Raw genomic sequence first — 18,033 nt, forward strand, 5'->3', positions numbered from 1 at the left:
GAGCCCGTCACCCCGTTGACCCCGATCAAAGGCCGTACGCAGCGGGCGCGTACTGTGGAACCGACGCGCAACACCCATGCTGCGCGCGGCTTTCAGGGGGAAGATTGATGATTCAGTACGTAACAGGCGACATTCTGCTGAGCCAGGCTCAGGTCATTGCGCACGGCATCGCGCCGCAGGAACACTTCGACCACGGTCTCGCGCTGGCGCTGCGCGAACGCTGGCCATCAATGGCGCGCGACTACCGGCACGCGCAGCGCGGCCAGCACCTGGACGCCGGCACGGTATGGTCCTGGGCCGGCGTGGATAGCGACGGCAGCACACGCACCATCCTCAATCTGCTGACCCAGAAAATGGTGGGTGAAGGTCCGGCCGCACGACCCGGCAAGGCCACGCTGGAATCGGTCAACCACGCACTGAAGGCGCTGGCGCGCTACGCCGGTTCCACCGGCGTCACCAGCATCGCATTGCCGCGACTGGCCACGGGTGTCGGCGGCATGGACTGGGCCGACGTGAAGCCTCTGGTCGAGCAGCACCTCGGCGTACTGGGCGTTCCGGTCATCGTCTATGAAACCTATCACCCGGGCGTGGTGGCGAACGAACGGCTGAACTGAGCTGGCGCTACAACCGGTCGAGATTGTCCAGCATGTCGGCCGCGCGATTGCGGAGCGCGTCGCGCTCCGCATCGCCGATGCGCTGCAGGTTCTTCACCATCAGCGCGGTGCGCGGATTGCCCGCAAAGGCCGTCTCATGGCGGTCGAGAAAGTGCCAGTACAGCGTGGTGACCGGACAGGCGCGCTCGCCGGTGCGCTCGGTCGGCCTGTAGCGGCAGCCGTCGCAGTAATTGCTCATGCGCTGGATGTAGGCGCCGCTCGCCACATAAGGTTTGCTGGTGAAGCGGCCGCCGTTGGCGTAAAGGGTCATGCCGGCCACGTTGGGCAGTTCGACCCATTCGACCGCATCGACATAGACCGCCAGATACCAGTCCTCGACCTGCTGCGGTTCGATCTCCGCCAGCAGCGCGAACTGGCCGGTCACCATGAGCCGCTGGATGTGGTGCGCGTAGCCGTACTGCAGCGTCTGACCGATGGCTGCGCGCATGCACTGCATGTGCGTGTCGCCGGTCCAGTACCAGCGTGGCAGTGCGCGCGCGTGGCCGAAATGGTTGGCGTCGCGCAGGCCGGGCATGTCGAGCCAGTACATGCCGCGGATGAATTCGCGCCAGCCCAGCACCTGCCGCACGAAGCCTTCGACTGACTGCAGCGGCAGGCGATACCGCTGCATGGCATCGATCGCCGCCGCGATCACCTCGCGCGGGCCGATCAGTTTCAGATTCATCGCCGCGCTGATGCGGGCGTGCCACAGCCAGGGCTGGCCGGTCCACATCGCGTCCTGATGGTGGCCGAACAATTCGAGCCGGTGCTCGACGAAATCGGCGAGCGCGGCCAGTGCGTCGTCGCGGGTGACCGGCCAGTCGAAGTGTGCAGTCGAACCCGGGTGATCGGCCAAGCGTGCTTCGACCAGATCGATCACGCCGCGCGTCACGTCATCAGGCGGGAAGGCGAGCGGCGCCGGCACGAGGCCGGGGCCGCGCTTGCCGAAGCCGGCACGGTTGTCGGCGTCGAAATTCCAGCGCCCGCCGGCCGGCTCGCCGCCCTCCATCAGCACGGCGTGCCGCTCGCGCATGTGGCGGTAGAAGAACTCCATGCGCGGCTGCTTGTATTTGCGCGCCCAGTCGGCGAAACCCTGGCGCGACATCATGAAGTGCAGGTCGTCGCGCAGGTCGAGCGTGATTCCGTTGCTGGAACACAGCGCGCGGATCGCCTGCTCCAGCCGCCATTCACCGGGCTCGACCAGCACCAGCCTGCGCGCTTGGTGCTGCGTCAGCCGGGCGGCGAGGATATCGACCAGCGCCGCTTCGGCGTCGTCGCCGAGCGCGCGGTAATCCACCGTCCAGCCGCGTGCGCGCAGACCCTGCGCGAAATGCCGCATGGCGGTCAGGAAAAGCACCGTACGCGCCTTGTGGCTCCAGACGTGGGTCGATTCGCCAGCCGCCTCAATCATCAGCACGGCATCGCTCGCCGGATCGAAGCCAGCGAAGGCGGCGGAATCCGCGTCGAGCTGGTCGCCCAACACGAGTACCAGATGACGCATTTCAGCCATGCGCCATCCCCCTGCGACGGCAGGCGTCCGAACAGTATTTCACCTGCGCCCAGTTCTTTGCCCAGGACTTGCGCCAGGTCATTTCTCGGCCGCAAGCGATGCAGGGCCGGCTGGGGAGCGACTGCTTGTTGCCTTTGAAATGGAGGGTCATGGCGCGCCGGGGAAAACAGGACGAGAGGAAGACCGGTAGTTCGCCAGCCGGTTTCACGACGCAGGGGATTTTTTGCCGCGTACGGCGATCCACCCCGGACCATTGCGGAAATCCGATACAAATCATGGCTCAAGCTCGAGCCTTGAAAGGCGTTAAAAACAGTGACGATACCTGTTGAGCGCCGATGAAGACCGCACCCCTGCCTGCCAACGAAGTACAGCGCCTGCACGCGCTGCACCGCCTCGATCTGCTCGATACCGAGCCCGAGCCGGCTTTCGACGACCTGACGATGCTCGCCTCGCAGATCTGCGAGATGCCGATCGCACTGGTATCGCTGGTGGACGCCGAGCGGCAATGGTTCAAGTCGCGCTGCGGACTGCAGGCGAGCGAAACATCTCGTGATGTTTCGATGTGTGCCCATGCCTTCAACGAACAGGGCGGACTGCTCGTCGTGCCGGATACATGGCTCGACGAACGCTTCGCTGACAGCCCACTGGTGGTCGGCGAACCGCATATCCGCTTCTATGGAGGTGTGGTGCTGTGGTCGCCGGACGGCCTGCCGCTGGGTGCGCTGTGCGTGATCGACCATCGTCCGAGCACGCTGGACGCGTCGCAGCAGCGCGCATTGAAGGCACTGGCGCGGCAGGCCGAGGCGCAGATGCATCTGCGGCTGCGCGTGCGCGAGTTGCGCGAGACGACGCTCGCGCTGCAGCGCCAGAAATCGCTGCTGATGCAGCAGCACCATGCACTGGAAGAGCGCTGCGAACAACTCGCGGTCGAGGCCCGCGTCGATGCGCTGACCGGCGTCGGCTCGCGGCGCGACGCCGATCATCGACTCGGCGACGAATTCCGCGTTGCACTCACGCTGAATCTGCCGCTGTCGGTTGCGCTGATCGATATCGACCGCTTCAAGCAGGTGAACGACACCTACGGCCACGCACGGGGCGACGAAATGCTGCGTCAGGTTGCACGCAAGCTGGCGTCGGAATTGCGCAGTGACGACTACCTCGCGCGTTTCGGCGGAGAGGAATTTGTCGTCATGCTGCCCAATACGCCAGCCGAATTGGCGCGGAAGATTTCCGAGCGCCTGCGCCGCGCGGTCGAAACCGGACCGTGGCAAGCGCCGGACGAACTGACGGTAAGTATCGGTTTCGCCTGCGCTGACGCGCACGCAGCCTCGATAGACGCCCTGATCGCAGCGGCCGACGCCGCGCTGTACCGGGCCAAGGACAACGGCCGCAACCGGGTGGAGGCGGCGACCGATACCACGCCGGGCAGCCCCGGCGAATGTCTGGTCGAACGCTGAGCCCTCAGCGCAGCCGCGCCTGCATGTCGGATGTGGCGACCACGCTGCCATCCTGATCGACGCGCAGCGCATGACTGACGCCCATGCGCGCGGCCAGCGCCTGCCAGGCGTCGCGCCCGGCGATGAACAGCGGCTTGCTGTCGGCGTCCGAGCGCGCACCGGCATCGGGCGCAGCAGGAATCAGCACGGTCAGCGACTGCGTGTGGCGCACCGGCTGGCCGTCGCGCGGATCGATCAGATGGCACAGCCGCTCGCCATCGAGCTCGAAGTAGCGCTGGTAGTCACCCGATGTGCCGATGGCTTCGCCGTCGCGCAGCTCGACGCTGGCAAGTGCCTCGGACTTGCGCGGGTGCTGGATGCCGACGCGCCACGGCTGGTCACCCTTGGCGCCCAGCGCCAGCACGTTGCCGCCGATATTGATCAGTGCGTTGCGCACGCCGCGCGCGCGCAGCAGGGCGGCCGCACGGTCGAGCGCGTAGCCCTTGGCATAGCCGCCCAGGTCGAACTGCACGGCGCCGTTGCGGCTGCCCAGACGATGACCGCCGGCCGGCCCGGCGTCGATATCGACATCGGCCATGCGCGGCCGCGCCGCGATCAACGCCGCCAGCGTCGCCGCATCGGGCCGCCGCGGCAGGAATTCGTCGGCATGGAAACCCCAGGCACCGATCAGCGCGCCGGCGGCCGGATTGAACAGGTCTTCGCCGCGCAGCGCCGTGGTCTTTACATCAGCCAGCAACTGCGCCATCTCGTCATCGATGTCGGCCGGCTCGCCGGCGGCGATGGCCGCGTTGATGCGTGTCAGCTCCGACGGCTGCCAGGCGTGCAGCAGGCGGTGCAGGCGGTCGAATTCGCGCAGCACCTCACCCAGCGCGTCACGCGCCTGCGCGCGATCGACGCCGTAGACGACGACTTCGACCCGGGTACCGAACACGAAGGATTCCTGCCGCTCGACCGGATCGCGCGCGCAGCCCGCGAGCAGCCCGCACAGCCACAGCAGCGCGAGGACGGCGCTAGCGCGTTGCCGCACGTTCGAGCGCGTCGACGAACATCGCGGCGACATCGAAGCCGGTCTGTTCGGTGATTTCCACGAAGCAGGTCGGACTGGTGACGTTGATCTCGGTCAGGCGGTCGCCGATCACGTCCAGCCCGACCAGCAGCAGGCCCCTTGCGGCGAGCACCGGGCCGAGCGCGCGGGCGATCCGCCAGTCGCCTTCGGACAGCGGCTGCGCCACGCCGCGCCCGCCCACCGCTAGATTGCCGCGCGTCTCGCCGGCCTTCGGGATGCGCGCGAGGCAGAACGGCACCGGCTCGCCGTCGATCAGCAGGATGCGCTTGTCGCCTTGCGCAATGTCCGGGATGAAGCGCTGCGCCATCAGTGTGTCAGTGCCGTCAGCGGTCAGCGTTTCGATGATGACGTTGCGGTTCGGGTCATCGGCGCGCACGCGGAAGATGCGCGAGCCGCCCATGCCGTCGAGCGGTTTCAGGATGCTGTCGCGATGCAGGTCGATGAAGGCATTGATCGCCGCCACGTCGCGCGTGACCAGCGTCGGCGTGATCAGGTCGGGAAATTCGCAGATCGACACCTTTTCCGAGTGGTCGCGCACCGCCCGCGGATGGTTGAACACGCGCGCGCCACCGGCCACGGCGCGCTCGAGCATCCAGGTGGCGGTGATGTATTCGAAGTCGAACGGCGGGTCCTGGCGCATCAGCACGGCGTCGAAGTCGCACAGCGCGCGCGTCTCGACATCGGCCGGGCTGTACCAGGGGTGGTCGCCCGGCGCGAGGTCAATGCGCAGCGCGCTCGCCGACAGTTCATTGCCGGACAGGCTAAGCGCCTCGCGCTGCACGGTCCAGATTTCGTGGCCACGGCGCGCCGCCTCGCGCATCATGGCGATGCTGGAATCCTTTACCGGCTTGAGCGCGTCGAGCGGATCGACGATGAAGGCGAATTGCATGATCAGCCGCGCAGTTCCGCTTCGACGGCTTCATGCTGGCCGTCTTCCGGCAGGCCACGGTCGAGTTCGATGCTGGCTGCCAGCAGCGCAAGGCGCGCCACCACCCCATACGCATAGAACCGGTTGGGCGGCGCATCCGGCTCGCAGCCCGGATCGGGCATCGTGCAGCAGGATTCGAACGCCAGCGGCTTGAAGTGCATGCCGGGCGCGTTCAGGTTCTCGTCGCGGCCGCGCTCGGCGTGTACACGATAGAAGCCGCCGACGACGTAGCGGTCCATCATGTACACCACCGGTTCGGCGACACCGCCATCGACCGTCTCGAAGGTGGGTACGCCCTCCTGGATCAGTACCGAACTGACTTCCATGCCTTCCTTGATGACGGCCATCTTGTTGCGCTGCTTGCGGTTCAGGCCGACGATTTCGGACGGGTCGCGCACCGTCATGATGCCCATGCCGTAGGTGCCGGCATCCGCCTTCACGATGACGAAGGGATCGTGGTCGATGCCGTGCTGGGCGTACTTGTCGCGGATGCGCGCCAGCAGCGCGCCGACCCGCGTCGCCAGGCACTCTTCTCCGCTGCGCTCGTGGAAGTTGATGTCGTGACAGACATCGAACATCGGATCGATGAGCCAGGGGTCGATGTCCATGACCGACGCAAAGCTGCGCGACACCTCGCTGTAGGCTTCGAAGTGCTGCGATTTGCGACGCGTCGTCCAGCCGGCGTGCAGCGGCGGAATGATGGTCTGTTCGCGCACGTCCTGCAGCAGCGCCGGCACGCCGGCCGACAGGTCGTTGTTGAGCAGGATGGCGCACGGATCGAAACCTTCGACGCCTATGCGCCGCCCGCCCGGCAGGCGGATCAGCGGTTCGAGCAGCAGGCTCTGACCATCGCCCAGGTCCAGCGTGGTCGGCGCCGTGATGTCCGGCAGCACGCTGCCGATGCGCACGTGCAGCCCGGCCAGCTTGAGGATGTGCGCAAGCCGCGCCACGTTGCGCAGGTAGAACAGGTTGCGCGTGTGGTTTTCGGGCACCAGCAGCAGGTTGCGCGCTTCCGGACACAACTTTTCTATCGCCGTCATCGTCGCCTGCACGCACAGCGGCAGAAACGCGGCGTTGAGGTTGTTGAAACCGCCGGGAAACAGATTGGTGTCGACCGGTGCCAGCTTGAAGCCGGCATTGCGCAGGTCGACCGAGGCATAGAAGGGCGGCGAGTGCTCCAGCCACTGAGAGCGGAACCACTGTTCGATGTCGGTCTGGCGTTCCAGGAAACAGCGCTCCAGCGCGAGCAGCGGGCCGGTGAGCGCGGTGGTCAGATGAGGCACCATGGGCGTTGGGCGGTCGCGATCCGCATTGAAATTCAGGCCGCGAATTGTACCCCTGCGACCTCCCTCTGCCACCTCGGGGCCGCACCGACCCGGACGGCCCCCGGTTGCGCTCCGGTACAATCCCGCGTCTTGCGCATCCGCGCGTTCAACTTTCCGTGAGTGCCATGCTGTCCGCTTCCAACATCACCATGCAGTTCGGTGCCAAGCCGCTGTTCGACAATGTCAGCATCAAGTTCGGCGGCGGCTTCCGCTACGGCCTGATCGGTGCCAATGGCGCCGGCAAGTCGACCTTCATGAAGATCCTCGCCGGCGTGCTCGAACCGACCGCCGGCAACGTCGTGCTCGATCCGCACGAGCGCATGGCCTTCCTGCGTCAGGACCAGTTCGCCTTCGAAGACCTGCGGGTGATCGACGTGGTCATGATGGGTCATGCGGAAATGTGGGCCTGCATGCAGGAAAAGGACGCCCTCTACGCGAACCCGGACGCGACCGAAGAGGATTACATGCGCGCCGCCGAACTCGAAGGCGAATTCGCGGAATACGACGGCTACACCGCCGAGGCGCGCGCCGGCGAGCTGCTGCTCGGTGTCGGCATTCCGACGGAACAGCACACCGGACCGATGCGCGAGGTCGCGCCCGGCTGGAAGCTGCGCGTGCTGCTTTGCCAGGCGCTGTTCGCCAACCCGGACGTGCTGCTGCTCGACGAGCCGACCAACAACCTCGACATCAACACCATCCGCTGGCTCGAACACGTGCTGAACGAACGCAACAGCACGATGATCATCATCAGCCACGACCGTCACTTCCTGAACCAGGTGTGCACCCACATGGCCGATCTGGACTACGCGACCATCCGCGTCTATCCGGGCACCTGGGACGACTACATCGAGGCATCGACGCAGGCGCGCGAACGGGTTGCCGCGGCGAACGCCAAGGCGAAGGAGCGCGTGGCAGACCTGCAGAGCTTCGTGCGCCGTTTCTCGGCCAATGCGTCCAAATCCAAGCAGGCCACGTCGCGCCTGAAGATGATCGACAAGATCAAGATCGAGGAATTCAAGCCGAGTTCGCGCCAGTATCCGTGGATACGCTTCGAGTACGACCCGAAGGAAAAGCTGCACCGCCAGGCGGTCGAACTGGAAAACGTGGTGTTCGGCTACGACGGCGGCCCGCAGATCCTGAAAGGCTTCACCGCCACCTTCGATGGCGGTGACCGCGTGGCCATCATCGGCGAGAACGGTGTCGGCAAGACCACCCTCCTCAAGCTGCTGGTGGGTGAGCTGGCGCCGCAGCACGGTGCGATCAAATGGGCGGAGAAGGCCCGGCTGGGCTATTTCGCGCAGGACCATTCGGCCGACTTCGACAGCGACCTGAACCTGACCGACTGGATCAGCGGTTACGTGCGTGAGGGCGGCTACGAGGGCGACGACGCGATCACGCTGATCCGCGGCACGCTGGGCCGGCTGCTGTTCGGCGGCGAAGACGTGAAGAAGAAGGTGCGCGTGCTGTCCGGCGGCGAACAGGGCCGCATGATGTTCGGCCGGCTGATGCTGCAGCGGAAGAACGTGCTGCTGCTCGACGAGCCGACCAACCACATGGACATGGAATCGATCGAATCGCTGAATGCCGGTCTCGACGCGTTCGAAGGCACACTGTTCTTCGTGTCGCACGACCGCGCCTTCGTATCGACGCTGGCCACGCGCGTGCTGGAAATGCGCGCCGATGGACAGATCACCGATTACCGCGGCGGCTACGAGGAATACCTCGCCAGCCAGGGCATCGAAGATTGAAATGAAGCCCCCACGCTCACTTCGTTCGCTGCCCCCCGTGGGGGCTGCGCTCGCCCTTGGGGCGGCCCTGCGGGCGGCGCAGATGCCCCCACGCTCACTTCGTTCGCTGCCCCCCGTGCGGGCTGCGCTCATCCACGGTCGACTTTGCACAGCCGGCCGGTTGCGCGGGCGGCGAGCAGCGCTCGCCGAAACCCCCGCTACACTCCTTGGGGCGGCGCGGCGCCGTTTCATGCGTTGTGAGTTGCGCAACGTGCGTTGGAGCGACTGAGATGTCCAGCAGCTGCCCGATCTGCGGCGATGCGCCGGGCCACCACTGGCTGTGGCGTGATGAGCGGCTGCGCATCATCGATGCACGCGATGCCGACCATCCAGCCTTCCTGCGCGTGGTCTGGAATGCGCATGTGCGCGAAATGACCGATCTGGTCGACGCCGACCGCCAGCACCTGATGGAGGTCGTCTGGCAGGTCGAGCGCGCCGTGCGCGAGATCGCCCAACCGGACAAGATCAACCTCGGCAGCCTCGGCAACATGGTGCCGCACCTGCACTGGCACGTCATCGCCCGCTGGCCGGACGACGCGCATTTCCCGGGGTCGGTCTGGAGTGCGAAGCAGCGCGAAGGCGCGGCCCGCCCGCGCATACCCGCCGCGCTGTGGCGCGCCACGCTGCTGGCGCGGCTGGGGCTGCCGACGGTGGCGGTGACACCCGAGCTGGTCACGGCCTACGAAAGCACCGCCTATGCGGCCGACCTGCCCGGCGGTCCGGCCACGTTGCGCATCGGCACGCCTGAACCGCTGCTCGAGCACTGGCTGGCCGAACACGGACAGACCCGCTGGGCGGTCATTTCCGCCGCCAATCCGTGGTCGACGCGCTGCGAAAAAGATGCCAACCACGCCGCGCACACCGCCCTGCGCGCGCTGCTGGTGCAGCGCGGCCTGCCGGTGTGCGAAGCAATGAACTGGCCGGACGACGGCGTCGCCGGCTGGACCGAACCGGCGCTGCTGTGCGCTGGCATCAGTCCGGAGGAAGCCCTGCGTATAGGCGCCGCCTTCGGCCAGAACGCAGTGCTGTGCGGTGAAGCGGGCAACATGGCACGGCTGATGTGGTGCGTGCGCCCGAGGGGCGATTGACCCCGCCCGCAGACAGCACCGCTCAGTATCCCTTCGGACTGTAACTGGGCCCGCTGTCCGGTGTCTCCGCAGGGCGGGTGCGCGCGACATGCCAGGTGCCGCCCAGGCCGTCGCCGCTCGCTTGGCCGGGTTTTGCGTCACCCACGAAGTAGTACAACGGCTTGCCGCGATGCGCCCACTGCAGACTGCCATCGTCGCGGCGCAACTGCGAGAAGGCAGGCTTCGCCGACGCATCGGGCGAGGCGGAAAAAGGCGGCCACTGCACGGCACACTCATCCTTGCAGGCGCTGACACCTGCGCTGTCTCGATCGAACGTATAGAGCACCCGGCCGGACGGGTCGGTGAGCCGTCCGTCCGCGCCCTCGATCGGCTGCGCCAGCGCGGTCAGGCTGCACGCCATGGTGACGATAGACAGCAGGTATCTCGATAACATGTCGATCTCCCGTTCGGTGATTGCGCGCAGACAGCGCGCCCACGCGGGTTGCGATGCCGCAATCGGTCAAAAAATGCGTGCGATCAAGCCAGGTGCGCACACGCAAACAGCGGCACGCACATAGAATCAGGTATCGCTATCCGCTGCAAGATCGCAATGCATCCGTTCGCCCTGCCTGCAACCGCACCAACGCACCCGCCCGAGCTCGGCACTGCCCGGGCGGCGCGCGACTGGCTGCAGCAGCTCGACGGCACGCAGCCCCTGAACGCCCAGGCCAGCCTGCTCGGCCAGATCAACCTGCTGAACCGGTATCGGATGACGGCGGGCGAGCGATTGCGCGTGATCGAAGAAGTGCGCGATGCCGTGCTGCATGCGCAAGCCGGCGCGTCGGGCCGCTTTGCTGGCCGGCCGCTGCCGCTGTCGGCTGGCGAGCGCGCGGCCTTCGATGCCAATCAGGCGATGTGGGATGCGCTGGCCACGGCCTACCTGCATTGCCTGGCTGCTGCACTCGATGGCGACGGCGGCGTCGCCGGCCAGGTCGGGCTGATTGCCCACCGCGCACTGAGCGCGCTGTCGCAGATGCAGCTTGACGCATTGCGCGCCGCTCATCTGCCGCCGACCGGCTACTGGCGGCGCACCCATGCCTGCTACGAAGCGGCGGAAAAGCTCGGGGCGGGCGAACGCAAGATCCAGGACGACACGCTGAACGACGAACGCCCCACCAGCGTGCGCGCCGCCTATGTGCTGTGCGTGCTGATGCACACGGCCAGTCCGTTCGGCCTGACGCACCGCCAGCTGCGCATGCTGTACCGCTGGCTCGGCAAGTGGTCCGGCAAGGTGGCACTGCTCGACACTGCGATCCACCAGTGCGCGCTGCCGCCACTGATGCTCGATCTGTCGAGCGACGAGGCGATCGCGCGTGCCGCCCAGCGTGAAAGCTCGCTGCGCTGGCTGGTGCTGGATGAGTTTTCGCACGGCATCCGCAAGCGGCTGGGGCTGCTTGCGCAGGGTGAAACACCGGTCGCGCTGCGTCTGGGCGACGAACTGAGCCCGGCCCAGGCCGACCGGCTGCTGCGCCACCTGCACACGCACTGCTGCCGCGGTGGCCTGACACGCGCCGAACCGAGACGACCGCTGCAGCAGAACGCATCGGTGGTCGTCGGCATGCTGGCGGTGCAGCAGTTTTTTGGCGGAGGCGCCGCTGCGCTTGACGTACTGCAATCCACCAGCGCGCCGGCCACCACCGCCACCGGCTATCTGGTCGAAGACTGGCGCATCCTCGACGACAGCGCCACCGGTCTGCGACTGGGCCGTCGCATCGGCGGCGACGGCATGCGCGTGAGCAACGGGATGCTGCTGGCGGTACGGCCGGACAACGCCCCCCAATTCATGCTGGCGCACATCTGCTGGGTCATGGCGAATGGCGTCGAACTGCAGATCGGCATCAGCCTGCTCGCCGGCACCCCCCAGCCGGTAGGGCTGGCCCGCGCGCCCGACGGCCAGGGCGAACATCAGGGGCATGGCCTGCTGATGCCAGCCGTCGAGCGCATCGGCCAACCGGAATGCGTCGCGCTGCCGTCAGGCTGGTATCGCAAGTCGCGCGACATCCTGCTGTCGGGAGACGCCGGCCGGCGGCGCGTGCGGCTGGTTGAATCGCTGGAGCGCGGTGCCGATTTCGACCTCGCGCGCATCGAGCCCGCAGCATGACCGACATTCCGCCCCTGCCCGGCACGTTGAATTACCGCGACGCGCGCCAGTGCAGAACACTGATTGCTGAACTGCCGCTGACCAATGTGCCGCGGGTGCGCGATACGCTGACCCGGCTGCTGTACGGTCTGCGCCAGACACCGCCGCGCAGCCCGGATTACCTCGACGTGCTTGAAGCCATGCGGGCACCGCTGCATTTCCTGCAGGAAAGCCTGGCCGTGCGCTACAGCAGCCGGCCGGTGATTCCGGGCGGCGCTGAAGACCCGGTGCTGCGCCAGGTGGTTGCGCTGTGGCTGGGCATGGCGCAGGGCTATGCGCAGGCGGCTGAGCAGACCGGCGTGCATCCGCTGTCCGATACACAACTCGCGCTGGTCTGCCAACGCTGCGTGCTGTATGCCGGCCGGGCGGTGATCGAGTATTTCCGCGCCCGGCGGACCATTCCGCGCGGCATGTGGCTGGAACTGCACGGCTACTTCAGCACGGCCGACGAATGGGGATTCGCCACCCAGCCGGTGGCCGACAGCCTGAAGGAGGGCGGCTACCCACAGAGCGCGGCGGAATCGTACTGCTGCGTGCTGCTGATCGACCTGTCGAACCCGTACGGCCGCAGTCCGCGCGAGTTCGAATGGGTGTGCCGCTGGGCCGACCAGTACGCCAGCCTGACCGAAATCATGCCGGTGTTCGGAGGCACAGACGCCAAGACCTATGCCATCGACCTCAACCGAGACAACGGTGCCAAGCCGCTGGAGGTTTTCGCCCGCGCGCCATCGCTGCGTCGGCTCGGCTCGGCCCGGCTGGCCAGCGAGATCGAGCGCGTCGTGGCGGGACTCAAGCAAGGTCTGTCACCGGAACATCTCGGCCTGGGCGCCGATTGCCACCCCGTTTCGGCGGGCCGCCTGCTGCTGCTGCTGTACAAGCCGTGGTGCCACGCCGCCAATCCGCGCCGCTTCCAGCGGCGCATCGGCACCGGTGACATCGATATCGCCCTCGGCTTCGAAGCGATGCACTTCCTGATCAGCGGCAGCGAATTCGTCCAGCCGCCGCCCGCTCGCATCTACAGCCACAGCGACTTCATCGACATCGCCACCTTCGGCGAACGCGCCCACGATGGCGCCGGTCTGGCGGTACGGCAGGCCAGCGCGCGGGCGCACTATCCGACGCAGCGCTGGGCCATGCTCGACCACAGCGTGATGGGCTATCGCCTGCGCGCGCCTCCGGACACCGGCCCGGTGGAGCACGCACAGATCGTGGCGGTATTCGGGCCTGACGCCGAACACTGGCGACTGGCCCGCGTATCCTGGTTGATGGTCGAAGCCGACGCCCGCCTGCTGGTCGGGCTGCATGTGCTGCCCGGCACGCCACGCGCCATCGCCATACGTCCGAAGGCCGAAGACGGCGCCCCCGCCGAGCGCTTCATTCGTGCCTTTCTGCTGCCAGCCGTACAGGTGATGGGCGAGGAAGCCACGCTGGTCGTGCCACGCGGCTGGTTCCAGCAGGACCGCGCGCTGGAAATCTATCTGAACGACAGCGTGCTCGGCGTGACCCTGACCCGGCTGAATACCTTCGGCATCAATTACGAACGGGTGGCATTCAGCGAACTGGTGAAATAGCCGGCCGTACGATCCTTGCGGGATCGGGCCCTGCGGAAACCTAGGCTGCCACCGCCTGTGCCTGCCTCAATGTGCGCCGGGCCGGAAAGCGCACGGTAAAGCAGCTGCCCTTGCCCGGTTCGCTGACGACATTCAGCGTCGCCTGGTGGCGTTCGAGCACGTGCTTGACGATGGCAAGACCCAGACCGGTACCGCCGGTCTCGCGCGACCGGCCACGATCGACCCGGTAAAAGCGTTCGGTCAGGCGCGGTATGTGCTGCGCATCGATGCCGATCCCGTTGTCCTCGACCGAAAATACCCCGCAGCCGTCCACCACCGTCCAGCCCAGTCGCACCCGACCGCCATCCGGCGTGTAGCGCACCGCATTGCTGGCCAGATTGCCGAGCGCGCTGCGCAGATCGCGCGCGCAGCCGGTGAGCGCGCCGGGCGGGCCGTCCAGTTCGAGCAGCACTTCGTGCCGCCCGCCCGACAGCGCACGTGTTTCGATCATCACGATGTCGAGCAGATTGCGCATGTCGACCGCCTCCTCAGACATCGGCGCATCGGTTTCCAGCGCCGACAGCGTCAGCAGATCCTCAACCAGACGCTGCATGCGCACCGACTGCTGCTGCGCCATCGCGATGAAGGACAGTGCCTGTTCGTGTGGCAGTTCGGGCAGCGCGTCCTCCAGCGTTTCGAGGAAGCCATGAATCACCGTCAGCGGTGTCTTCATTTCGTGTGACACGTTGGCAACGAAGTCGCGCCGCATCGTTTCGAGCTTTTCGAGTTGCGTGATGTCGCGCGACAGCAGCAGCTTCTGCTCGTCGCCGAAGGCCACCACGCGGATCTGCAGCGTACGGCCCGGCTGGCGCGGCGAAGGCATCGACAGGGGATCGGCATAGTCGCCCGATTGCAGGTAGTTGGCGAACTCCGGCTGACGCAGCAGGTTGAGCAGCGGACTGCCGATATCGCGTTGCCCGTCGAGTCCCAGATGCTGCTCGGCCATCGGATTCAGCCATTCGATCACCTCATCACGCGACATGATCAGCGTGCCATCAGGCATCGCACGGCTGGCTTCGCGCATGCGCTCGAGCCGGCTGCGCAGGTCTTCGCGCAGATGTCGCGCATTGCGCTCCCGCCGAGCCAGCTTGGCGAACAGGAATTCCCACTGACCGGCGCCATCGGGCAGCGCGGTATCGACGGTCGAATTGAGCCAGTGATCGAAGCGGCCGATCTCGTACTGGTCGCGCAGACTCCCCGCCAGCAGCACGCCGACCGCCAGCGCCAGCCCGAACACGATCGACCCGGCGATCAGCCCGGTCAGCACGCAGGCGCCAACGAGCACCACGCGCAGCAGGACGCGATACCAGAATTCACGCATGGCGGGACGATCCGTTCATTTGCGGATTATCGCGCGCTATTCCTTCTGGCAGGACAGTCTGTAGCCGCTGCCACGCACGGTCTGGATCAGCGCGTCGTGGCCGCTCGCTTCGAGCACGCTGCGCAGGCGACGGATATGCACATCGACGGTGCGCTCCTCGACGAACACATGATCGCCCCACACGCTGTCGAGCAGCTGGGCGCGCGAATGCACGCGCTCGGCGTGCGTCATGAAGAAGTGCAGCAGACGGAATTCGGTCGGGCCCAGCATGACGGCTGCGCCGCGCGCGGTGACGCGATGAGTCGCCGGGTCGAGGCGCAGGCCTTCGATCTCGACCGGGTCTTCGGTCGCCTGCGGCTTCTGGCGGCGCAGTACGGCCTTTATGCGGGCCGCAAGTTCGCGCGGAGAGAACGGCTTGGTGACGTAGTCGTCGGCGCCGGTTTCCAGCCCGGTCACCTTGGACTGTTCGTCACCGCGCGCGGTCAGCATGATGATGGGCACGCCGCGCGTGCGTTCATCGCTTCGCAACCTGCGTGCAAGATCAATGCCGCTTTGCCCGGGCAGCATCCAGTCAAGCAGCACCAGATCCGGCAGTTCGGCCTGCATCAGTCGCAGCGCGGTTTCGGCGTCGAGCGCGCGCAGCGGATCGTGGCCGGTGCGCGTGAGGGTCACGCTGATCAGTTCCTGAATGGACGGTTCGTCCTCGACAACGAGTATGCGGGCCATGACGATGAAGGTCGTTCCGGTGATGGATCGCTGCGAAGTCTATTTCAGTACGATGACGATTTAGTGACAGCGTCTGGCCTCTGCGTGCGCGTTCACGAAGGCAGTGCGTGCGGCGCGCGGTATCATCGGCCTTCTTCGTATCGAATGCAGAAAACCATGGCCGGTCTGGACAAGGACACCCCGATTCCCACGGAAATAAAGGTGCAGCAGAAATCGAAGCTGATGGACGTCAGTTTCGACAACGGCCGGCACTTCAGCTTCAGTTTCGAGTTCCTGCGCGTGTGCTCGCCATCGGCCGAGGTACGCGGCCACGGACCGGGCCAGGAAACGCTGCAGGTCGGCAAGCGTGACGTCGACATCACGCGCGTCGAGCCGGTCGGTGCCTACGCGGTGAAGCCGGTATTTTCCGATGGCCACGACAGCGGCATCTACTCCTGGGACTATCTGTACTTGCTGGGCGAGAACCAGCAAGCCCTGTGGTCCGATTATCTGGCCCGCCTCGATGCCGCCGGCGCCAGCCGCGATCCCGCGCTGACGCCTCCGCCCTCAGCCAAGGGCGGCTGCGGTACCGGTGGCCGCGGCCACTCGCATTGAGCTGAACATGAGCGAACCGTCCACCGATTTCGGATTCGAGCGCGTCGCCGAGGCGGCGAAGGCGAAGCGGGTGTCGAGCGTGTTTTCGTCGGTCGCACGGCGTTACGACATCATGAACGACCTGATGTCCGGCGGCCTGCACCGCGGCTGGAAGGCGTTCGCCATCCAGATGGCAGGCGTGCGTGCGGGTCAGCGCGTGCTCGACGTGGCAGCCGGCACCGGCGACCTGACCATTGCGCATGCCAAACGCGCTGGCGAAACAGGCGAGGTATGGCACACCGACATCAATCCTGACATGCTGCGCGAAGGCCGCGACCGGCTGACCAATGCCGGCCTGCTGCTGCCCAGCCTGCTGTGCGACGCCGAAAAGCTGCCGTTCCCGGACAATTACTTCGATTGCGTCACGGTCGCCTTCGGCCTGCGCAACATGACGCACAAGGACCGCGCGCTGGCCGAATTCCGTCGCGTGCTCAAGCCGGGCGGCCGCGTGCTGGTGCTGGAATTCTCGCGTGTCGCCAAACCGCTGGAAAAGGCCTACGACCTGTACTCGTTCAAGGTGCTGCCGTGGCTGGGTCGGCATGTGGCGAAGGATGAGGCGAGCTATCGCTATCTTGCCGAGTCGATCCGCATGCATCCCGATCAGGACACGCTGGCCGGAATGATGCGCGACGCGGGCCTCGGCCGGGTCGAATACTTCAACCTGAGTGCCGGTGTGGTCGCGCTGCACCGCGGCTTCAAGCTCTGAACGCCGGTACGCGCCTGCCATCGGTCGAAAAAGAACAGAACCTTCCGCGTTCCCGGCGGTCTGTTAGTGTGCTAATTTTTTGGGCGATGATTCCGAAGCCTGACTGGTCTCGTGTTCCCGCCTTACCCGAGGAGACAACAGAATGAAGAAGTTCCTGCTGATGCTTTTTGCCACCGTCGTCGGTTTCGGCGGCATGACCTACGAAGCCGAAGCCAAGCGGCTCGGCGGCAGCAAGTCGTTCGGATCACAGCGCGATTCGTCGGTGATGAAGCGCGACGCCACACCGGCGCCGGCACAGAACACATCATCGGCCACCCAACAGTCGGGCGCGGCCGCCGCCGGCGCCGCCGCACAACCGGCGAAGCGTTCGTGGATGGGACCGCTGGCCGGCCTGGCCGCCGGCATCGGCCTGGCCGCACTGGCTTCGCACCTCGGATTCGGTGAGGAACTGGCATCCTTCATGATGATTGCACTACTGGTCATCGGCGCGCTGGTGCTGTGGCGCATGTTTGCACGCCGCAAGTCGCCGGCCCCCCAGCCGGGCATGCAGTACGCAGGTGCCGCCGCCGGACGTCCGGCCTACGCACCGCCGCAGAATCAGCCCTTTGACGCGCCCGCTGCCGCCGGATCAGCTGCAGCGATGGCAGCGGCTGCAGCTCCGGCGCACATCCCGGCCGATTTCGATGTCGCCGGCTTCCTGCGTCAGGCCAAGCTGAACTTCGTGCGCCTTCAGGCTGCGAACGACGCCGGTGACGTCGAGGACATCCGCAGCTTCACGACGCCGGAAGTGTTTGCCGAAATCCGCATGCAGATCCAGGAGCGCGGCAGCGAACCACAGTCCACCGACGTGGTGCAGGTCGAAGCCGTGCTGCTCGATGTCAGCACCGAAGACACGCAGTACGTCGCCAGCGTGCGCTTCTACGGCCTGATCCGCGAACAGGCCGACGCGTCGCCGGAATCGTTCGATGAAGTGTGGCACCTCTCCAAGCCCGTGTCGGGAGACCGTGGCTGGCTCATCGCCGGCATCCAGCAAATGGAATGAAC

The 18,033-nt window shown here is 66.4% G+C and carries 17 protein-coding genes; 9 read left to right on the plus strand and 8 right to left on the minus strand.

All coding sequences use genetic code 11. The features are described 5' to 3' along the window. The first annotated feature begins 107 nt into the window (after nt 1-107). Complete coding sequence (locus BSY238_RS08525) at nt 108-614, plus strand: macro domain-containing protein (RefSeq protein ID WP_069038753.1); 507 nt, start codon at nt 108-110, stop codon at nt 612-614. Between the two features lie 7 nt (nt 615-621). Here the strand turns inward: BSY238_RS08525 and BSY238_RS08530 are convergent, their stop codons facing one another. Both BSY238_RS08530 and BSY238_RS19010 read right to left on the minus strand, forming a co-directional pair. Beyond that, nucleotides 622-2,163, minus strand: a complete 1,542-nt coding sequence (locus tag BSY238_RS08530) for a cryptochrome/photolyase family protein (protein WP_069038754.1) — start codon at nt 2,161-2,163, stop codon at nt 622-624. Next, a complete protein-coding gene (locus BSY238_RS19010) occupies nt 2,156-2,440 on the minus strand; it encodes a DUF2256 domain-containing protein (RefSeq protein ID WP_335625446.1) in 285 nt (94 codons plus the stop codon). Before BSY238_RS19010 ends, BSY238_RS08530 begins: the two co-directional genes overlap by 8 nt. A 58-nt stretch (nt 2,441-2,498) precedes the next feature. Here BSY238_RS19010 and BSY238_RS08535 point away from each other — a divergent pair, with 58 nt between their 5' ends. Then, on the plus strand, nt 2,499-3,620 hold the full coding sequence (locus tag BSY238_RS08535) for a GGDEF domain-containing protein (RefSeq protein WP_069038755.1): 1,122 nt from the start codon (nt 2,499-2,501) through the stop codon (nt 3,618-3,620). Nucleotides 3,621-3,624: 4 nt separating this feature from the next. Here BSY238_RS08535 and BSY238_RS08540 read toward each other — a convergent pair whose 3' ends face one another. From BSY238_RS08540 to gshA, 3 genes are read right to left on the minus strand one after another with little or no spacing between them, the layout of a single operon-like run. Then, nucleotides 3,625-4,647 carry an FAD:protein FMN transferase gene (locus tag BSY238_RS08540; RefSeq protein WP_223300318.1) on the minus strand — a complete coding sequence of 341 codons (1,023 nt, stop codon included), beginning with the start codon at nt 4,645-4,647 and terminating at the stop codon, nt 3,625-3,627. After that, nucleotides 4,631-5,575, minus strand: a complete 945-nt coding sequence (gene gshB, locus BSY238_RS08545) for a glutathione synthase (RefSeq protein WP_442922961.1) — start codon at nt 5,573-5,575, stop codon at nt 4,631-4,633. The genes BSY238_RS08540 and gshB overlap by 17 nt, the downstream gene beginning before the upstream one ends. A 2-nt stretch (nt 5,576-5,577) precedes the next feature. Beyond that, a complete protein-coding gene (gene gshA / locus BSY238_RS08550; protein WP_069038757.1) occupies nt 5,578-6,900 on the minus strand; it encodes a glutamate--cysteine ligase in 1,323 nt (440 codons plus the stop codon). Between the two features lie 164 nt (nt 6,901-7,064). On the opposite strand from gshA, the gene BSY238_RS08555 reads away from it, so the two are divergent. Continuing rightward, the gene (locus BSY238_RS08555) at nt 7,065-8,687 is read left to right on the plus strand and encodes an ABC-F family ATPase (protein ID WP_069038758.1); all 1,623 of its coding nucleotides are present in this window, start codon (nt 7,065-7,067) and stop codon (nt 8,685-8,687) included. 269 nt (nt 8,688-8,956) lie between these two features. After that, a complete protein-coding gene (locus tag BSY238_RS08560; RefSeq protein ID WP_069038759.1) occupies nt 8,957-9,814 on the plus strand; it encodes a DUF3293 domain-containing protein in 858 nt (285 codons plus the stop codon). 22 nt (nt 9,815-9,836) lie between these two features. Here BSY238_RS08560 and BSY238_RS08565 read toward each other — a convergent pair whose 3' ends face one another. Next, nucleotides 9,837-10,247, minus strand: a complete 411-nt coding sequence (locus BSY238_RS08565; RefSeq protein WP_069038760.1) for a COG4315 family predicted lipoprotein — start codon at nt 10,245-10,247, stop codon at nt 9,837-9,839. 156 nt (nt 10,248-10,403) lie between these two features. Between BSY238_RS08565 and BSY238_RS08570 the strand changes: the two genes are divergently transcribed. Both BSY238_RS08570 and BSY238_RS08575 read left to right on the plus strand, forming a co-directional pair. Next, nucleotides 10,404-11,954, plus strand: coding sequence for a hypothetical protein (locus tag BSY238_RS08570; RefSeq protein WP_069038761.1), 1,551 nt, complete (start codon nt 10,404-10,406; stop codon nt 11,952-11,954). Then, nucleotides 11,951-13,564 (plus strand): hypothetical protein, encoded by a 1,614-nt coding sequence (locus BSY238_RS08575; RefSeq protein WP_069038762.1) that lies wholly within the window; start codon nt 11,951-11,953, stop codon nt 13,562-13,564. The genes BSY238_RS08570 and BSY238_RS08575 overlap by 4 nt, the downstream gene beginning before the upstream one ends. A 40-nt stretch (nt 13,565-13,604) precedes the next feature. Here BSY238_RS08575 and phoR read toward each other — a convergent pair whose 3' ends face one another. Together phoR and phoB are read right to left on the minus strand one after the other, a co-directional pair. After that, nucleotides 13,605-14,924, minus strand: coding sequence for a phosphate regulon sensor histidine kinase PhoR (phoR, locus tag BSY238_RS08580; protein WP_069038763.1), 1,320 nt, complete (start codon nt 14,922-14,924; stop codon nt 13,605-13,607). Between the two features lie 36 nt (nt 14,925-14,960). Further along, nucleotides 14,961-15,650 (minus strand): phosphate regulon transcriptional regulator PhoB, encoded by a 690-nt coding sequence (gene phoB / locus BSY238_RS08585; RefSeq protein WP_069038764.1) that lies wholly within the window; start codon nt 15,648-15,650, stop codon nt 14,961-14,963. Nucleotides 15,651-15,806: 156 nt separating this feature from the next. Here phoB and BSY238_RS08590 point away from each other — a divergent pair, with 156 nt between their 5' ends. The 3 genes from BSY238_RS08590 (at nt 15,807) to BSY238_RS08600 (ending at nt 18,031) form a co-directional block, all read left to right on the plus strand. Then, nucleotides 15,807-16,244: a gamma-butyrobetaine hydroxylase-like domain-containing protein gene (locus BSY238_RS08590; protein ID WP_069040566.1), complete on the plus strand. Its 438-nt coding sequence runs from the start codon at nt 15,807-15,809 to the stop codon at nt 16,242-16,244. Between the two features lie 7 nt (nt 16,245-16,251). Continuing rightward, entirely contained in the window at nt 16,252-16,989 is a 738-nt protein-coding gene (ubiE, locus tag BSY238_RS08595; protein ID WP_069038765.1) for a bifunctional demethylmenaquinone methyltransferase/2-methoxy-6-polyprenyl-1,4-benzoquinol methylase UbiE, read from the plus strand. Between the two features lie 142 nt (nt 16,990-17,131). After that, nucleotides 17,132-18,031 carry a Tim44 domain-containing protein gene (locus tag BSY238_RS08600; protein ID WP_069038766.1) on the plus strand — a complete coding sequence of 300 codons (900 nt, stop codon included), beginning with the start codon at nt 17,132-17,134 and terminating at the stop codon, nt 18,029-18,031. Nucleotides 18,032-18,033 lie beyond the last annotated feature (2 nt).

Origin of the sequence: Methyloversatilis sp. RAC08, from assembly GCF_001713355.1 — a bacterium.
In the GTDB taxonomy this organism is placed as follows: Bacteria; Pseudomonadota; Gammaproteobacteria; order Burkholderiales; family Rhodocyclaceae; genus Methyloversatilis.

What these genes read in the sequence shown, in the direction of transcription:
- BSY238_RS19010 (WP_335625446.1), bottom strand. Translation starts at nt 2,440, where the DNA reads ATGATTTGTATCGGATTTCCGCAATGGTCCGGGGTGGATCGCCGTACG.
- BSY238_RS08555 (WP_069038758.1), top strand. Translation starts at nt 7,065, where the DNA reads ATGCTGTCCGCTTCCAACATCACCATGCAGTTCGGTGCCAAGCCGCTG.
- BSY238_RS08525 (WP_069038753.1), top strand. Translation starts at nt 108, where the DNA reads ATGATTCAGTACGTAACAGGCGACATTCTGCTGAGCCAGGCTCAGGTC.
- phoR (WP_069038763.1), bottom strand. Translation starts at nt 14,924, where the DNA reads ATGCGTGAATTCTGGTATCGCGTCCTGCTGCGCGTGGTGCTCGTTGGC.
- BSY238_RS08600 (WP_069038766.1), top strand. Translation starts at nt 17,132, where the DNA reads ATGAAGAAGTTCCTGCTGATGCTTTTTGCCACCGTCGTCGGTTTCGGC.
- phoB (WP_069038764.1), bottom strand. Translation starts at nt 15,650, where the DNA reads ATGGCCCGCATACTCGTTGTCGAGGACGAACCGTCCATTCAGGAACTG.
- BSY238_RS08535 (WP_069038755.1), top strand. Translation starts at nt 2,499, where the DNA reads ATGAAGACCGCACCCCTGCCTGCCAACGAAGTACAGCGCCTGCACGCG.
- BSY238_RS08560 (WP_069038759.1), top strand. Translation starts at nt 8,957, where the DNA reads ATGTCCAGCAGCTGCCCGATCTGCGGCGATGCGCCGGGCCACCACTGG.
- BSY238_RS08570 (WP_069038761.1), top strand. Translation starts at nt 10,404, where the DNA reads ATGCATCCGTTCGCCCTGCCTGCAACCGCACCAACGCACCCGCCCGAG.
- ubiE (WP_069038765.1), top strand. Translation starts at nt 16,252, where the DNA reads ATGAGCGAACCGTCCACCGATTTCGGATTCGAGCGCGTCGCCGAGGCG.
- BSY238_RS08575 (WP_069038762.1), top strand. Translation starts at nt 11,951, where the DNA reads ATGACCGACATTCCGCCCCTGCCCGGCACGTTGAATTACCGCGACGCG.
- BSY238_RS08565 (WP_069038760.1), bottom strand. Translation starts at nt 10,247, where the DNA reads ATGTTATCGAGATACCTGCTGTCTATCGTCACCATGGCGTGCAGCCTG.
- gshA (WP_069038757.1), bottom strand. Translation starts at nt 6,900, where the DNA reads ATGGTGCCTCATCTGACCACCGCGCTCACCGGCCCGCTGCTCGCGCTG.
- gshB (WP_442922961.1), bottom strand. Translation starts at nt 5,575, where the DNA reads ATGCAATTCGCCTTCATCGTCGATCCGCTCGACGCGCTCAAGCCGGTA.
- BSY238_RS08590 (WP_069040566.1), top strand. Translation starts at nt 15,807, where the DNA reads ATGGCCGGTCTGGACAAGGACACCCCGATTCCCACGGAAATAAAGGTG.
- BSY238_RS08530 (WP_069038754.1), bottom strand. Translation starts at nt 2,163, where the DNA reads ATGGCTGAAATGCGTCATCTGGTACTCGTGTTGGGCGACCAGCTCGAC.